Source organism: Chimaeribacter californicus (assembly GCF_002858675.1).
GTDB classification, from domain to species: domain Bacteria; phylum Pseudomonadota; class Gammaproteobacteria; order Enterobacterales; family Enterobacteriaceae; genus Chimaeribacter; species Chimaeribacter californicus.
The window spans coordinates 96,436-112,721 of sequence record NZ_PJZF01000002.1 but is presented as its reverse complement, the minus strand read 5'-3'; the positions used below and the strand labels follow the sequence as shown (position 1 = coordinate 112,721).

Sequence of the window (16,286 nt, the reverse complement as noted above, 5' to 3'; positions counted from 1 at the left end):
CGGCTTTTTTATGGGTACAAAAAAGGGAGCCGTCCGGCTCCCCTTTGTTACGACAGGCGGCGTCAGGCAACCTGAACCGGGATCGCTTTTGCCTGGCGCTGTAACTGGTTGTCGCCCTCAAAGTAGGCCACTTTCGGCGTGTGCGCGCGGGCGTCGGCCTCGGCCATCTGCACGTAGGAGCAGATGATCAGCTTGTCACCAACGCAGGCGAGGCGGGCAGCGGCGCCGTTGACCGAAATGATGCGGGAGCCGCGCTCGGCGGCAATCGCGTAGGTGGAGAAGCGCTGGCCGTTGTCGACGTTGTAGATGTCGATGGCTTCATATTCCAGAATGCCGGAGGCGTCCAGGAAATCCTGATCGATGGCGCAGGAGCCTTCGTAGTGCAGGTCAGCCTGCGTTACCTTTACCCGGTGAAGCTTGCCTTGCAGCATGGTGCGTACCATAACGTTGTTACCTTAATAGCCAAAAAGAAAACAGAGGGTTATGCGCCCGGCCAACGCGCGCGGCCGGTCTCTTGCTGGGTGCGTCCTGCGTTCAGCGGTTGAGGGCGGGTCAGACCGTCAGATCCACCTGCCGGTTATCAATCAATCGCGCCTTGCCGAGCCACGCCGCCATCAGGATCACCGCGCGGGTGCTGGAAACGGTGAGCGGTTGCAGGGTATCGGCATCCCGGATGAACAGCTCATCCGGCGTGAAACCGGCCTCACGCAACTGCTCAGCGGCCTGTTCCAGCAACTCTTCTACGTGGCGCTCGCCCTGCAACAGCTGCTCTGCCAGGCCATTCATCACCCGGCTCAGCGCCGGGGCGAGCTTGCGTTCGTCGGCGGTGAGGTAGCCGTTGCGCGAACTGAGCGCCAGCCCGTCTTTGGCACGCACCGTGGGTACGCCGACAATCTCAATGTCGTAACCCATGTCCGCCACCATTTTGCGGATCAGCGCCAGTTGCTGGTAATCCTTTTCGCCAAAGCAGGCCAGATCCGGCTGCACCAGATTAAACAGCTTGCTGACGATGGTGGAGACGCCACGGAAGTGGCCGGGGCGGCTGGCACCTTCCAGCATGGCGGAGAGGCCGGGCACCTCAACGAAGGTCTGCGTCTCCAGCCCTTGCGGGTAGAGGTCGGCGGCGGCCGGGGCGAACACCAGATCCACCCCGCGGCGCTTCAGCAGTTCGCTGTCTTCCTGCAACGTGCGCGGGTAACGCGCCAGATCGTCAGCGTTATTGAACTGCATCGGGTTCACGAAGATGCTCACCACCACCACATCGGCACGGGCTTTGGCCTCGTCCACCAGCGTCATATGGCCTTCGTGCAGGTTACCCATGGTCGGCACCAGCGCAATGCGCTGGCCGTCCTGCCGCCAGCGGCGGATCTGACGGCGCAGCAGCGGCAACGTTTCAATGATTACCACGTTACATCTCCTTGAGTCTGTGCCTTACGGCATCATTAGTTGAAGGTGTGTTCGGGGGCCGGGTAAGCGCCGGACGCCACCTGATCCACATAAGCCTGTACCGCACTGCGCAGGTCACCGGCTTCCGCCAGGAAGTTCTTGGCGAATTTCGGCACGTGGCCGCCGGTGATGCCAAAGGCGTCATGCATCACCAGAATCTGGCCGTCCGTCACGTTACCGGCCCCGATGCCGATCACCGGGATCTGCAACGCGCGGGTGACGCGCTCCGCCAGCGCCACCGGCACACATTCCAGCACCATCAGTTGCGCGCCCGCCTGCTCCAGGTTGAGCGCGTCCTGCAACAGCCGGTCGGCAGCGGCGTCATCACGCCCCTGGACTTTATAGCCGCCAAAAATGTTCACCGACTGCGGCGTCAGCCCGAGGTGGCCGCAGACCGGCACCGCGCGCTCGGTCAGCTTTTTCACCGTGTCGCACAGCCAGCTTCCGCCTTCCAGCTTCACCATATTGGCCCCGGCGCGCATCAGCGTGGCGGCGTTCTCACACGCCTGCTCCGGCGTGTTGCAGCTCATGAACGGCAGATCCGCCATCAGTAAACTGTGCGGTGCACCACGGCGCACGCAGCGGGTGTGGTAGGCTACCTCCTCCACCGTGACCGGCAAGGTAGAATCGTGCCCCTGAACCACCATGCCTAACGAGTCGCCAATCAGCATCACGCTGATGCCCTGTTGCTCAAACAGCTGGGCGAAGCTGGCATCGTAGGCCGTAATGGTCGCAAACTTGCGCTGCTGCTGTTTCCACTGCCGTAAATGGCTGACTGTGGTGGATTTCATAATAACCTCTTATACGACTTTATCGTGGTATTCACCCGGTGCGCCATTCTAATGATAAGGGCGTCACCTGGGTAGCCGCCTGTGCGTGACCTTAAGATCCTGTTAAGAAGATCGTGCTTAACTGTAAGGCTAACGGCGAACGAAAGGGAGTGACGATGCGCATTTTGTTGATTGAGGATGACCGCCTGATTGGGGACGGCATCCGCGCCGGGCTGGGCAAGCTGGGCTTCAGCCTGGACTGGTTCACCGACGGCCCCACCGGCCGCGAGGCGCTGCGGGCCGCGCCCTATGATGCGGTGATCCTGGACTTAAGCCTGCCGGGGCTGGACGGCATGGCGCTGCTGCGTGAATGGCGTGCGGCGGGGCAGGATACGCCGGTGCTGATTTTGACGGCGCGTGACGCGCTGAGCGAGCGGGTGGCCGGGTTGCAGGCGGGGGCGGATGACTACCTCTGCAAGCCGTTTGCGCTGGTGGAGGTGGCAGCGCGGTTGCAGGCGTTGATTCGCCGCCGCCACGGCCACCTGACCCCGCACCTGACGCACGGCGCCCTGGCGTTCGACCCGGCAGCGCGCAGCGTGACGCTGGCGGGCGAGCCGGTCACGCTCACCCCCAAAGAGCTGGCGGTGCTGGAGCTGCTGCTCACCCACAAAGGCCGGGTGCTGGCGCGCTCACTGATTCAGGACAAACTCTACAGCTGGGATGAGGAAGTAAGCAGCAACGCGGTGGAGGTGCATATCCACCATCTGCGGCGCAAGCTGGGCAATGCGCTTATCCGCACCGTCCACGGCGTCGGCTACACGCTGGGGGACGAGGCATGAGCCGGTTGAGCCTGCGGGCGCGGCTGATCCTGTTATTCAGCCTGGTGTCGCTGGTGGTCTGGGGCATCGCCAGCACGCTGGCGTGGGTGCGCACTCAGCACACGATTAATGAACTGTTTGATACCCAGCAGATGCTGTTCGCCAAACGGCTGGCTACCGCCCGTCTGGGGGAAATAACCGGCGGGGAGGCGGTGCGGCTGCCGAAAACCAGCACGCTGGTGCGCCACGGCAGCCGCGGTGAGCTGGAGGATGATGCGCTGGCGTTCGCCATTTTCGGCCAGCACGGTGACATGCGGCTGAACGACGGGGAAAACGGCCGGGACATCCGCTTTGATGCGCGCACGCAGGGGTTCGTGGAGGGCACGCTGGCCGGGGATGATGACCGCTGGCGGCTGGTCTGGCTGACGGCACCGGGCGGTGAGCGCATTGTGGTGGGGCAGGAGGTGGAGTACCGCGAGGATATGGCGTGGGCGGTGGTCTCCGGGCAATTTATGCCGTGGCTGGTGTCGCTGCCGCTGCTGGTGCTGCTGATGGCCTGGCTGATTGGCCGCGAACTCACGCCGCTGCGGCAGGTGGCGGCAGCGCTGCGGCAACGAGCGCCGGAAGATGGCCGCCCGCTGGCTACCGCCCGGCTGCCCACGGAAGTGCTGCCGCTGGCGGCGGCGCTGAATGCGCTGTTTGAGCGCGTCTCAAGCATGCTGGTGCGCGAGCGGCGCTTTACCTCAGATGCCGCCCACGAACTGCGCAGCCCGCTGGCGGCGCTGCGGGTGCAGACCGAAGTGGCACAACTGGCCGGTGATGACGAGGCGATGCGCAACCATGCGCTCGCGAACCTGACGGAGGGCATCGACCGTGCCACCCGGCTGGTGGATCAGTTGCTGACGCTCTCGCGGCTGGAGGCGCTCAGCGGGCCGGAGGCACGCGAGCCGGTGGCGTGGGCAGTGCTGGCGCAACAGGCGCTGGCAGAAGTGGAACCCCAGGCGCGCGCCAAAAACATCCGGCTTGATCTGCACGCTACCGGCACGCCGCCGGTGACGCAGGGGCAGGCGCTGCTGCTGTCGCTGATGCTGCGTAACCTGCTGGATAACGCGGTGCGCTACTCGCCGGGCGGCACCACGGTAACGGTAACGCTGGGGCCGGAAATCCGGGTTGAGGATCAGGGGCCGGGCATGACGGCGGAGCAACTCACCCGGCTGGGCGAGCGGTTTTACCGGCCGCCGGGGCAGGCGGAGAATGGCAGCGGGCTGGGGATGTCGATTGCGTTACGGATTGCGGCTCTGCATGGCCTGGCACTGTGGGCGGAAAACCGCCCATCAGGGGGGCTGGCGGTGGTGATCACCGCCTGAGGCATTACCAGCGGGTGAGGCCGTTGCGATCCACCCCGGCCAGGTGCTGTTTCAACACCGTGCCGTCCGGGAACACCAGATCCGGCGCAATCTCCGCCAGCGGGTAGAGCATGAATTCGCGGTTCATCATGTCGTAATGCGGCACGGTCAAACGCGGGGTGTGAATCACCTGGTCACCATACAACAGCATATCAAGGTCCAGCGTGCGCGGCCCCCAGCGCTCCGCCTTGCGCACCCGCCCCTGTTGCTGCTCAATCGCCTGGGTGGCATCGAGCAGGGCTTCCGGCAGCAGCGTGGTGTCGAGCGCCACCACGGCGTTCAGGTAGTCAGGCTGATCTTTTGGCCCGAGCGGCGTGCTGCGGTAGAACGAGGAGCACGCTACCTGCCGCGTCTGCGGCAGGGCGGCCAGTGCGTCAAGCGCGGCGTTGACCTGATCGAGCGGCTGGGCAAGGTTGCTGCCCAGCGCAAGGTAAACGCGGATCATACGTTGTTGTCACGGCGCGGGGCGCGTTTGCGCGGGCGGCGGGCACGGCTGCGGCGCGGGCCGGCATCATCGCCCAGGTTGGTCAGCATCCCTTTCTGGCGCACCGGGGTCGCCTCCTGGAATTCGCTCCACCACTGGGTCAGCTGTTGCAGCTCGCGGCTGTTCTCCGCCTCGCCGCGCAGCGCCAACAGATCGAAGGCGGCCCGGAATTTCGGGTGCTCCATCAGCTTATGGGCGCGTTTGCCCTGGCGGCGTGACAGGCGCAGTTGCAGCGCCCAGATGTCACGCACCAGCGTGGTAATGCGTTTCGGGATCGCCAGTGAGCGGCACTGCTCATCCAGCACATCATTCATCGCCAACGCGAAAGCGTCGAAATAGGCCAGCCCGCTCTCCTGCGCCAGCTTCTGCGCATGTTCAATCAGCGGGTACCAGAGCATCGCGGCAAACAGGAACGCCGGGTTGACGCGCATATCGGTCAGGATGCGGTGATCGGTGTTCTTCAGCACCTGCTCCAGAATGCGCTCCATCGGGCTGTCACCGCTTTCGGTGAACTGGCGGGCAATCAGCGGGAACAGCGGCTGGAACAGCTGGTATTCACACAGCAGGCGCCAGGTCGGGTAACCGTGCCCGGCCTGCAGCAGCTTCAGCGACTCCTCAAACAGCCGCGCCGGCGGGATCTCATGCAGCAGCGAGGCGAGGCGCGGGATCGGCTCAGCGGTTTCCTCGCTGAGATCCATGTTCAGCTTGGCAGCGAAACGCACGGCGCGCAGCATCCGCACCGGATCTTCACGGTAACGGGTTTCCGGGTCACCAATCAGGCGGATGATGCCGTCATCAAGGTCACGCAGGCCGCCGGTGTAGTCGCGCACCGAGAAGTCAGCCACGCTGTAGTAGAGGCTGTTGATGGTGAAGTCACGGCGTTGCGCGTCTTCCTCGATCGAGCCGAAAATGTTGTCGCGCAGCAGCATACCGTTCTGGCCCTGCTGGGACGCATTCTTGTCAGACTGCGGCTGCTCCTGTTCATGATGACCACGGAAGGTCGCCACTTCGATAATTTCCGGGCCGAACATCACATGCGCCAGACGGAAACGACGCCCGACCAGACGGCAGTTGCGGAACAGTTTGCGCACCTGCTCCGGGGTGGCGTTGGTGGTCACGTCAAAATCTTTGGGCTTCTTACCGAGCAGTAAGTCACGCACGCCGCCGCCGACCAGATAGGCCTCAAAACCTGATTTGTTCAGACGGTACAACACCTTCAGGGCATTTTCACTGATATCCCGGCGTGAGATCGCATGTTGATCGCGCGGAATAATGGTGACAGTCGGCAAAGGCGCCGGCACGGGTTCAACCGTGTCAGGAACGTCGTTTTCGCGGGCCAGTACCTTTCGGCAAAAATTGGCTACTCGGGTAAAAATGGGACACCTCGATAGTGACTAAAATAGACAGAGCAAAAAACAGCGGCTAATCATAGCTCATGCCGGGGGGTTTGAGAATAATGTTATACAGCTGTCAATGGCCGGTTGCCGCGCATTCTGCGGGCTGTGGGCCATTTATGGCACGATATCCGCCACTTGCCACTGGGCAACCGCCTGCGCCAGCAACTGCGGCAGGCGTAAATCCTGCCAGCCCGCCGGCACCGGCTGGTGCAGGAACGCCAGCGCCGCCACCAGCGTCGGGCGCGGATCGCCCGGCGGCAGCGGCGGGGCGTGGTTCTGTTTGGAGAGCTTGTCACCCTGGGCGTTCACCGCCAGCGGCAGGTGGATATAATGCGGCGGCGGCCAGCCCAGCTGCTGATAGAGCGCCATCTGGCGCACCGTCGGCTCAATCAGATCCGCGCCGCGCACAATTTCCGTCACGCCCTGATGGTGGTCATCCACCACCACCGCCAGGTTATAGGCGAACAGCCCGTCACGCCGGTGGATAATGAAGTCCTCCTCCGCCATGCGCGCATCGGCCGCCAGCCAGCCGCGCAGCCCATCCTCAAACCCGTAGACCGGTGCCGTCTGGTGCAGGCGCAGGGCGGCATTCTCCGGCCCCCGGTGCAGCAACCGGCAATGGCCGTCATAGAACCCGCCGAGGGACTGGATGCGGCTGCGGGTGCAGGTGCAGTAATAGGCCTGCCCGCGGGCGATGAGTTGCCCCAGCACCGCGCGGTAGGCGTCATGGCGAGTTGACTGGTAGAGAACCTCGCCGTCCCACAGCAGGCCATACTGTTCCAGCTGGGCCAGGATGCGTGCGGCGGCACCCGGCACTTCGCGCGGCGGGTCGATGTCTTCAATGCGCACCAGCCAGCGGCCACCGCAACGGCGGGCGCGCAGATAACTGCCCAGCGCAGCGACAAGCGAACCAAAGTGGAGTTCACCGGAAGGCGACGGCGCAAAGCGGCCAATATAGGGGGAGGGGGGTGTCAGGGTGTCAGGCATAAGCGTGGCGACGACAGCGCGGTGCCGGGGCACCGCGGCCGTCGTCGTGATACGGTTGCTTAACCGGCCATCTGCTTTTCGCGGATTTCAGCCAGGGTTTTGCAGTCAATACACAGGTCGGCAGTCGGGCGCGCTTCAAGGCGGCGAATACCAATCTCAACACCACAGGACTCGCAGAAGCCGAAATCTTCGTCTTCTACTTTCTTCAGCGTTTTCTCGATCTTCTTAATCAACTTACGCTCGCGATCGCGGTTGCGCAGTTCCAGGCTGAATTCTTCTTCCTGGGCAGCACGGTCTACCGGATCGGGGAAGTTAGCGGCTTCGTCCTGCATATGAGACACAGTACGGTCGACTTCATCCCTGAGCTGATTGCGCCACGCTTCAAGAATACGCTTGAAGTGAGTGAGCTGGGCGTCGTTCATATACTCTTCGCCTGGCTTCTCTTGATACGGCTCCACCCCAGCGATGGCGAGAATGCTCAAGGAGGATGTTTTACGGGTTTGCCCTTCTTGCATGTTGCTTCTCCTCATAACACGCACTATCGATCCCCAACGTGGGGAAAAATCAGGCCGCTATAAATAACAGATGGGAAGGTAGATGGCAATTATTCCTCTCACCTGCTTGACAACCCTGTGAGCCGCGGCGTTTTTGGCTTCGCCGCGTGACACACCTCAGCCGTGCTGTGGGTTGTCCGGCCTTAGGCTTTTTATTCGCATACCAACGGAATGGGTTGCATCAGGGTAATACCGGCCGGTGAAAGCTGCGCTCCATAGCTAATCACCTCAACCCCCTGATTTTGCGCTTCTGTCAGTAAACCGGCATAGCGCGGGTCGATGTGGCGGGCGGCGGCCACTTCCTGAATACCGGAGTGCAGCACCGCGAAAAACAGCACCGCCCGCCGGCCTTCGGCCACCATCTGCTGCAACTCCCGCAGGTGCTTCTGGCCGCGAAGGGTCACGGCATCAGGAAAGTAACCACGATTATGTTGCAACAACGTTACAGACTTCACCTCAATATAGCAGTCAGGCCGGTTTTCCGCTTGTAATAACAGATCGATACGGCTGTTTTCGCCACCATATTTTATTTCACTGTTCACGCGACTGTAACCAGATAATTCAGGGATGCGCCCCTGCTCAATCGCCTCGCGCACCAGCCCGTTAGCCCGTTGAGTATTTACGCAAATCCAATGCCCCTGTTGCGTTTCAGATAACTCCCAGGTGTGGGCATATTTGCGTTTCAGGTTGGGGGAGGTGGAATACCAGACGGTGTCACCCGGTGTCGCGCAGCCGGTCATCGCACCGGTATTGGCGCAGTGCAGCGTCAGCAGCGCCCCGTCGGGGGTGATGACATCGGCCAGAAAACGTTTGTAACGCTTAATCAGGGTGGCGTGTTGCAGTGGGGGGGTAAATAACATGACTCTCCTTGCCCGGCTTCAGGTAAATGGCCAGCTCTGAAGCACGTGATAACGGGTGCGCCCGCGTTCGGTGCGGGATTCGTACAGGCAGAAATGCGTGGCGTCCAGCGCCCAGCCTGGGGTCGTGGGCGGCAACGCCACCGGGTGAACCGCGCCGCGCAACAGGGTGATATGAGGGTGGAACGGCTGCGTGCTCTGCGGGCAGCCGTTACGCGCCGCCTGGGCGCGCAGCAGCGCCGCCAGCTGCAACAGCCCGCGCGGCGCGCGGCGGGTGCCGAGCCACACCACGCCGGGGCGCGGCCAGTGGCCAAGGTCATCCAGCGTAAGCGTAAAGCCCGGCTGCACAATATTGCCCGCCAGCGCCGCCAGCACCTCCGCTTTGCGATCGCTGACCTCGCCGAGAAACGCCAGCGTCAGGTGCAGGTTCGCGGCGGCAACCGGCCGCCCGGCCTCTGCCGGGAACGCCGTGGCGCGCCAGGCGGAAGCCGCCTGTTGCAGGGCATCCGGCAGCGGCAGGCCGAAAAAGAGTCGGCGTGAGTCGGGCATAAGCGCTCCTGAATGAATTGTCCAAAGGGGATCGGGCGCAATGCTACAATGCGCGGCTGAGAAAGTTAACCGATGTGAGGGGAAAGGTATGGGTGCGGTGACACAGGGCGCGCAGGCGGCGCTGCCGGTCAGCGAAGTGGTGGAGGAATTGCTGGCGGCCCTGGCGGTGTCCCCGCAGGTGTTGCTGAACGCGCCGACCGGCGCAGGCAAATCCACCTGGCTGCCGCTGGCGATCCTGGCGCGTGCCGGGTTGCCGGGCCGCATCATCATGCTGGAACCGCGGCGGCTGGCGGCGAAAAACGTCGCGCACCGGCTGGCGCAGCAACTGGGCGAAACGCCGGGGCAGCAGGTGGGCTACCGGATGCGTGCCGAGAGCAAAACCAGCGCCGCCACCCGGCTGGAGGTGGTGACCGAAGGCATCCTGACCCGCATGGTGCAGCAGGACCCGGAGCTGTCCGGCGTCTCGCTGGTGATCCTCGACGAGTTCCACGAGCGCAGCCTGCAAGCCGACACCGCGCTGGCGCTGCTGCTGGATGTGCAGCAAGGCCTGCGGGATGACCTGAAACTGCTGGTGATGTCCGCCACCCTCGACAACGCCCGGCTGGCGGCACGGTTGCCGGATGCGCCGGTGATTGTCTCGCAGGGGCGCAGCTTCCCGGTGGAGCGGCGCTACCAGCCGCTTGCCGGCCATGAGCGGCTGGAGGAGGGCGTGGCTGCGACGGTGCGGCGGCTGTTGCAGGGTGAGCACGGCTCGTTGCTGCTGTTCCTGCCCGGTGTGGCGGAAATTCACCGGGTGCAAGCGCGGCTGGCGGAGAACCTCCCAACAGACACCGATCTCTGCCCGCTCTACGGCGCGCTGCCGCTGGCGGCACAGCAGCAGGCCATCCAACCCGCGGCCGCCGGGCGGCGCAAAGTGGTGCTGGCCACCAACATCGCCGAAACCAGCCTGACGATTGAGGGCATCCGGCTGGTGGTGGACAGCGGGCTGGAGCGCAGCACCCGCTTTGACCCGCGCACCGGCGTCACCCGGCTGGTGACCCAGCGCATCAGCCAGGCATCAATGACCCAGCGCGCAGGCCGCGCCGGGCGGCTTTCGCCGGGCATTTGTCTGCACCTGTTCAGCCGGGAGCAGGCGGAGCGCGCCGCCGAACAGAGTGAGCCGGAGATCCTGCAAAGCGATCTCAGCAGCCTGTGGCTGGAGCTGGTGCAGTGGGGCTGCCGCACGCCGGACGATCTCACCTGGCTGGATGCGCCCCCGGCCCCGGCGCTGGCCGCCGCGCAGGACTTGCTGTTGCGCCTCGGCGCGCTGGACGCACAGGGGCGGCTCTCCGCCACCGGGCAGCGCATGGCTGCCCTCGGCGTGGAACCCCGGCTGGCGGCGATGCTGGTGGCCGGGGCGGCGCACAGCGGCGACGCGCTGGCGACGGCGGCCCTGCTGGCGGCGATCCTGGAAGAACCGCCGCGCAGCGGCACGCCGGATCTCAGTGACTGGCTGACCCGCCCGCAACCGCACTGGCAACGCCGCGCCGCGCTGCTGGCGAAACGCAGCGGCCGCACGGCCGGGCAACCGACGCCGGACGACGCGGGCTGGCTGCTGGCGCAGGCGTTCCCGGATCGCATCGCCCAGCGGCGTGGCGACGATGGGCGCTACCTGCTGGCTAACGGGCTGGGCGCGTCACTGCCGCAGGATGAGGCGCTGACCCGCCACGGCTGGCTGGTGGCCCCGTCGCTGTTGCAAAACAGCACCAGCCCCGATGCGCGCATATTGCTGGCCCTGCCGGTAGAGATTGAGGCGCTGGCTGAGCGCCTGCCGGCCCTGGTGGAGCGGCGTGCGGCGGTGGAGTGGGATGAGGAAAAAGGCACGCTGCGCGCCTGGCAGCGTGAGATGATCGGGCGGCTGGTGCTGCGCGCCCGGGTGCTGGCAAAACCCTCTGACGAAGAGCTGCAACAGGCGCTGATTGGCTGGATACGCCAGCAGGGATTAAGCGTGCTGAACTGGGAACCGGCGGCGGAACAGCTGCTGTTGCGCCTGCGCTGCGCCCGGCGCTGGCTGCCGGAAGGCGACTGGCCGCCGGTAGAGGAGGGTGACCTGCTGGCGGGCCTCGAACAGTGGCTGTTGCCGTCGCTGGGCAAGGTGCGTGACCTGCGCGCCCTGCGGCAGGTGAACCTGAGCGAGGCGCTGGGCCGCCTGCTGAACTGGCCGCAGCGGCAACGGCTGGATAGTGCGCTGCCGAGCCATTACACTGTGCCGACCGGCAGCCGCCTGCCGCTGCGTTATGACGCGGAAAAACCGCCGGTGCTGGCGGTGCGGTTGCAGGAGATGTTTGGTGAGGAAGCCAGCCCGCGCGTGGCCGAAGGGCGGGTGGCGGTGGTGCTGGAGCTGCTCTCCCCGGCGCACCGGCCGTTGCAGATCACCGCCGATCTGGCCGCATTCTGGCGCGGCGCGTACCGCGAAGTGCAGAAAGAGATGAAAGGGCGCTACCCGAAGCACCCCTGGCCGGATGACCCGGCGCAGGCGCTGCCGACGCGGCGCACCAAGAAATATCAGCCCTGACCGGCCCTGTGGCCGCCGATTTTCAGATGTTTCCGCTGGCCGGGCCGGGCGGCGGATAACAGAGTAGCGCCTTTCCCGGCCTCGTCGATAAGCACAGCAATCTGAAAAGCCACCGCAGGACGCCGCGACTTTTCTCTGGAAATGTAAATGATGAAAGAAAACAGTAGCGTGGAGAACAACAATGTCAGGTGATGACCGCGAACCCATCGGGCGTAAGGGCAGAACGCCGCCTCCCGTCCGCAAGCCTCCACGGCAGCGGCCGCGTTATCGCCGGGATGAGGACGTTGAAGAGATTGAGGCCGATTCGGCTGAACAGGACAATGACAATAAAGGTAAGCAACGCATGCCACGTAAGGTAAAGGCGGGCAAACCGCGCAAGAAGCGCGGCTGGCTGGGCCTGCTGATTAAAATAGGGATTGTGCTGGCGGTCGCGCTGGCGGTATATGGGTTCTACCTCGACGGCCAGATCCGCAGCCGCATCGACGGAAAGGTATGGCAATTGCCGGCCGCCGTGTATGGCCGCATGGTCAACCTCGAGCCGGGCATGAACTACAGCAAGAAAGAGATGGTGGCACTGCTGGAAGGCACGCAGTACCGCGAAGTCACGCGCATCACCCGGCCGGGTGAATTCACCGTGCACGCCAACAGCATTGAGCTGCTGCGCCGCCCGTTTGAATTCCCGGACGGCAAAGAGGGGCAGATCCACGCCCAGCTGACCTTCAAGGGCGACCGGCTGACGCAGATCCAGAACATGGACAACCAGCGCAACTTCGGCTTCTTCCGCCTCGACCCGCGCCTGATCACCATGTTGCAGTCGCCGAACGGCGAGCAGCGGCTGTTTGTGCCGCGCGCCGGCTTCCCCGATCTGCTGGTGGATACGCTGCTGGCGACGGAAGACCGCCATTTCTACGAGCATGACGGCATCAGCTTCTACTCGATTGGCCGTGCGATGCTGGCGAACCTCACGGCGGGCCACACGGTGCAGGGGGCGAGTACCCTGACGCAACAGCTGGTGAAGAACCTGTTCCTCACCAACGAGCGCACCTACTGGCGTAAAATCAACGAAGCCTACATGGCGCTGCTGGTAGACAGCCGCTACAGCAAGGACCGCATCCTGGAGCTGTACCTGAACGAGGTCTACCTCGGGCAGAGCGGCAACGACCAGATCCGCGGCTTCCCGCTGGCCAGCCTCTACTACTTCGGCCGCCCGGTGGACGAGCTGAGCCTCGACCAGCAGGCGCTGCTGGTGGGCATGGTGAAAGGGGCGTCGCTGTATAACCCGTGGCGCAACCCGACACTGGCGCTGGAGCGGCGTAACGTGGTGCTGAAGCTGCTGGAGCAGCAGAAGATCATCGACAACGAGCTCTATACCATGCTGAGCGCCCGCCCGCTGGGCGTGCAGCCGAAAGGCGGGGTGATTTCACCGCAGCCTGCCTTTATGCAGATGGTGCGCCAGGAGCTGCAACAGCGCCTTGGCGACAAGGTCAATGAGATTTCCGGCGTGAAAATCTTCACCACCCTCGATCCGGTGTCGCAGGACGCCGCCGAGCAGGCGGTGGAAGAGGGCGTGCCGCTGCTGCGTAAAAAGAGCGGGCTGAAAGACATTGAAACCGCCATGGTGGTGGTCGATCGCTTCACCGGTGAGGTGCGGGCGATGGTCGGCGGTGCCGAAACGCAGTTCGCCGGGTTTAACCGCGCCATGCAGGCGCGCCGCCAGGTCGGCTCGCTGGCGAAACCAGCCACCTACCTGACGGCGCTGGCACAGCCGGACAAGTACCGCCTCAACACCCTGCTGGCTGACCAGCCGCTGGCGCTGAAGCTCTCTAACGGCCAGACCTGGAAACCGCAGAACGACGATCACCAGTTCCGCGGCCAGATGCTGCTGGTGGATGCGCTGGCGCGTTCGATGAACGTGCCGACGGTGAACCTCGGTATGGCCGTCGGGCTGGATGAGATCACCAAAACGCTGGTGGCGCTGGGCGTGCCGCCGAACGTGCTCAACCCGGTGCCGTCGATGCTGCTCGGCGCGATTGCGCTGACGCCGATGGAAGTGGCGCAGGAGTACCAGACCATCGCCAGCGGCGGCAACAAAGCCCCGCTGTCGGCGGTGCGGTCAGTGATCGCGGAGGATGGCTCGGTGCTTTACCAGAGCTTCCCGCAGGCGGAGCGTGCCGTGCCGGCGCAGGCCGCCTACCTGACGCTCTACGCGATGCAGCAGGTGGTCAACGAAGGGACGTCACGGGCGCTGGCGGTGAAATTCCCCAACCTGCACCTGGCGGCGAAAACCGGGACCTCCAACGACCTGCGTGACAGCTGGTTCGCCGGGGTGGACGGCGATCAGGTGGCGATCACCTGGGTCGGCCGCGACAATAACGGCCCGTCCAAACTCTGGGGCTCTACCGGGGCGATGGCGCTCTACAGCCGCTACCTGACCAACGAGACCCCGCAGCCGCTGGACTTGCAGGCCCCGGAGGACATCACCGAGATGCGCGTGGACTCCGCAGGCAACTTCGTCTGTGGCGGCGGGCTGACCGGCGGCCTGACCGGCGGCGTAGTGCGCAGTATGCCGGTCTGGACCAGCGACCCGGACAGCCTCTGCCAGGCCAGCCTGGCGGCGCAACAGCAGCAGATGCAACAGCAGCAACAGCAGATGCAGCAACAGCAGATGCAACAGCAGCAACAGCAACAGCAGCAGGCGCCGCAGGGTGAGCAGAAAGAGAGTAACGGCATGGCGGGCTGGCTGAAGGAGATGTTCGGCCAGTAACGGCGACGCCGTCACTGATAACCGGGTGTGATGCGTGTTCACTGCGCATCGCACCCTTTTTTTATCAAGCTTATCAGTGATGCACGATGTGAGTTGATGATTGGCTGACGCGCCGTGGCGTGGGTATTTCTGTTTGTGCGATCCCCTACAGCACAATAAGGAGTTCCCGATGCGCCCGCTTTTACCCTTTACCCTGCTCGGCATGGCCGCGCTGGTGCCGTTTCACAGCCAGGCCCTGAACGGGCAGACCAACGTCCAGTGCGACTACAGCCACACCCTGCCGGATGATGCCATCATGATGCCGGGGATGCCCGGCGTGGCGATGTCGCATGATTTCTTCGGCAATACCCATACCAACGCCTACACCACCAATGAACAACTGGTGACGGAATTCGCCACCACCTGCAACAACAGTTCCGATCACTCTGCCTACTGGGCGCCCTCGCTGCGGCTGCCCGACGGCACCGTGGTGCGCCCGGCGTACCAGAAAACCTACTACCAGGCGAGCCAGGTCGAGAAGTACCCGATCCAGCCATTCCCGGTGGGGCTGCAACTGCTGGCCGGCACCCACAACGGCACCACCCCGAACAAGGTCGCGGTGGACTATTTCTGCCAGGGGCTGGGCTACTCGGATATTCCCAAAAGCAGTTGCCCGCCGCAGGCCGACGGCACCGTGCAGATGAACATTGCGCTGAAATTCCCCAACTGCTGGGACGGCGTCACCCTTCACCCCGGCATGGGGATAAAAAATGCGGATTATGCGGTAAATGATGTCTGCCCGGCCGCTTACCCGGTCAAAATTCCGATGGTGAATATGAACATCGCCTACCTGATTCCCCATTCAAAACCGATCGACATGACCAAAGTCGAGTTGTCGCTGGACCCGGTGATGGTGAACGGCAAGGTGGTGGAGCAGTGGGGATCGATCTATAGCGCCCACGGCGATTTTATGAATGGCTGGACGGCGCAGGGTGCGGATTTTATGGCGAACCACTGTATGAACCTCGGCCTCGCCTGTGACACCAATATCCCGCAGTCGTATGAGATGGCGGTGCAGGATGTCACCGTCAGCAACCTTGATCTGGCGGATAAGAATTTTGCCGGGGAAGAGACGCTGCATGTGCAGGATAACTGGCAGGGTACCCGCAGCCAGAATAAAGAGGAGATTGGGCTTATCCAGTTCACTATTCCGGCCTGGCCGCCGGAGCTGGATATCAATAACAACACGGAGTTCACGTATAAAATCCGGCTGTATGGCGGCAATGTCTCTGATGCTAATGCCCGCACTATTTATCTCTACGGCACCAGCAACCAATGGGACGAGCACAGCGTCACCTGGAACAGCCGCCCGGCCTGTAACGGCAATGCCGCCGGCTCGCTGTACGCAAACAGCACGCAGTCTTACCGCTATATTCCGGTGGATGCGGCGGTGAAAGAGGCGATTAAAAACAAACAGACCACGATTTCATTCTGCATCGGCGGCGAGCGTAAAGGCCATGCGTATGCGTTCAGTGCCGCAGAAAGCCCCAATCCCCCGATATTAATGTTGCAGGGCTTTAAAAAATAATACGCAAACTATTAATTAATGGTGAAACCCGTAACCCGTAGGTTGCGGGTTTTTATTTATGTGCAATAAAAAGGTTAATAAAAAATGGCCGTGTATTTCATAAGGCCATTTCTTCAGCATATCCGCCGGTGGC

Annotated in this window: 14 protein-coding genes; 5 read left to right on the top strand and 9 right to left on the bottom strand. The window is 63.4% G+C overall.

Annotated features, from left to right (window positions below; genetic code table 11):
- Nucleotides 1-62: 62 nt before the first annotated feature.
- The 3 genes from panD to panB all read right to left on the bottom strand — a co-directional run bounded on the left by panD (nt 63) and on the right by panB (nt 2,237).
- A complete protein-coding gene (gene panD, locus CYR55_RS03545; RefSeq protein WP_101814784.1) occupies nt 63-443 on the bottom strand; it encodes an aspartate 1-decarboxylase in 381 nt (126 codons plus the stop codon).
- Between the two features lie 109 nt (nt 444-552).
- Nucleotides 553-1,407 carry a pantoate--beta-alanine ligase gene (gene panC, locus CYR55_RS03540; protein WP_101814783.1) on the bottom strand — a complete coding sequence of 285 codons (855 nt, stop codon included), beginning with the start codon at nt 1,405-1,407 and terminating at the stop codon, nt 553-555.
- A 35-nt stretch (nt 1,408-1,442) separates the two neighbouring features.
- Nucleotides 1,443-2,237: a 3-methyl-2-oxobutanoate hydroxymethyltransferase gene (gene panB / locus CYR55_RS03535; protein ID WP_101814782.1), complete on the bottom strand. Its 795-nt coding sequence runs from the start codon at nt 2,235-2,237 to the stop codon at nt 1,443-1,445.
- Nucleotides 2,238-2,392: 155 nt separating this feature from the next.
- On the opposite strand from panB, the gene qseB reads away from it, so the two are divergent.
- Complete coding sequence (gene qseB / locus CYR55_RS03530; RefSeq protein ID WP_101814781.1) at nt 2,393-3,055, top strand: quorum sensing response regulator transcription factor QseB; 663 nt, start codon at nt 2,393-2,395, stop codon at nt 3,053-3,055.
- The gene (gene qseC, locus CYR55_RS03525) at nt 3,052-4,401 is read left to right on the top strand and encodes a quorum sensing histidine kinase QseC (RefSeq protein ID WP_101814780.1); all 1,350 of its coding nucleotides are present in this window, start codon (nt 3,052-3,054) and stop codon (nt 4,399-4,401) included. The genes qseB and qseC overlap by 4 nt, the downstream gene beginning before the upstream one ends.
- Before the next feature lie 4 nt (nt 4,402-4,405).
- On the opposite strand, the gene folK is transcribed toward qseC, so the two are convergent.
- The 6 genes from folK to thpR all read right to left on the bottom strand — a co-directional run bounded on the left by folK (nt 4,406) and on the right by thpR (nt 9,268).
- On the bottom strand, nt 4,406-4,885 hold the full coding sequence (gene folK / locus CYR55_RS03520; RefSeq protein WP_101814779.1) for a 2-amino-4-hydroxy-6-hydroxymethyldihydropteridine diphosphokinase: 480 nt from the start codon (nt 4,883-4,885) through the stop codon (nt 4,406-4,408).
- The gene (gene pcnB / locus CYR55_RS03515) at nt 4,882-6,300 is read right to left on the bottom strand and encodes a polynucleotide adenylyltransferase PcnB (protein ID WP_101814778.1); all 1,419 of its coding nucleotides are present in this window, start codon (nt 6,298-6,300) and stop codon (nt 4,882-4,884) included. The genes folK and pcnB overlap by 4 nt, the downstream gene beginning before the upstream one ends.
- 135 nt (nt 6,301-6,435) lie before the next feature.
- Nucleotides 6,436-7,308: a tRNA glutamyl-Q(34) synthetase GluQRS gene (gluQRS, locus tag CYR55_RS03510; RefSeq protein ID WP_101814777.1), complete on the bottom strand. Its 873-nt coding sequence runs from the start codon at nt 7,306-7,308 to the stop codon at nt 6,436-6,438.
- Between the two features lie 59 nt (nt 7,309-7,367).
- On the bottom strand, nt 7,368-7,823 hold the full coding sequence (dksA, locus tag CYR55_RS03505) for an RNA polymerase-binding protein DksA (protein ID WP_072928917.1): 456 nt from the start codon (nt 7,821-7,823) through the stop codon (nt 7,368-7,370).
- Nucleotides 7,824-8,014: 191 nt separating this feature from the next.
- Nucleotides 8,015-8,722, bottom strand: a complete 708-nt coding sequence (gene sfsA / locus CYR55_RS03495) for a DNA/RNA nuclease SfsA (protein ID WP_101814776.1) — start codon at nt 8,720-8,722, stop codon at nt 8,015-8,017.
- An 18-nt stretch (nt 8,723-8,740) separates the two neighbouring features.
- Entirely contained in the window at nt 8,741-9,268 is a 528-nt protein-coding gene (gene thpR / locus CYR55_RS03490; protein WP_101814775.1) for an RNA 2',3'-cyclic phosphodiesterase, read from the bottom strand.
- 88 nt (nt 9,269-9,356) lie between these two features.
- Between thpR and hrpB the strand changes: the two genes are divergently transcribed.
- The 3 genes from hrpB to CYR55_RS03470 all read left to right on the top strand — a co-directional run bounded on the left by hrpB (nt 9,357) and on the right by CYR55_RS03470 (nt 16,153).
- The gene (gene hrpB / locus CYR55_RS03485; protein WP_165699518.1) at nt 9,357-11,822 is read left to right on the top strand and encodes an ATP-dependent helicase HrpB; all 2,466 of its coding nucleotides are present in this window, start codon (nt 9,357-9,359) and stop codon (nt 11,820-11,822) included.
- A 181-nt stretch (nt 11,823-12,003) separates the two neighbouring features.
- Nucleotides 12,004-14,586, top strand: coding sequence for a bifunctional glycosyl transferase/transpeptidase (mrcB, locus tag CYR55_RS03475; protein ID WP_101814773.1), 2,583 nt, complete (start codon nt 12,004-12,006; stop codon nt 14,584-14,586).
- Between the two features lie 169 nt (nt 14,587-14,755).
- A complete protein-coding gene (locus tag CYR55_RS03470) occupies nt 14,756-16,153 on the top strand; it encodes a CBM96 family carbohydrate-binding protein (protein WP_101814772.1) in 1,398 nt (465 codons plus the stop codon).
- Nucleotides 16,154-16,286 lie beyond the last annotated feature (133 nt).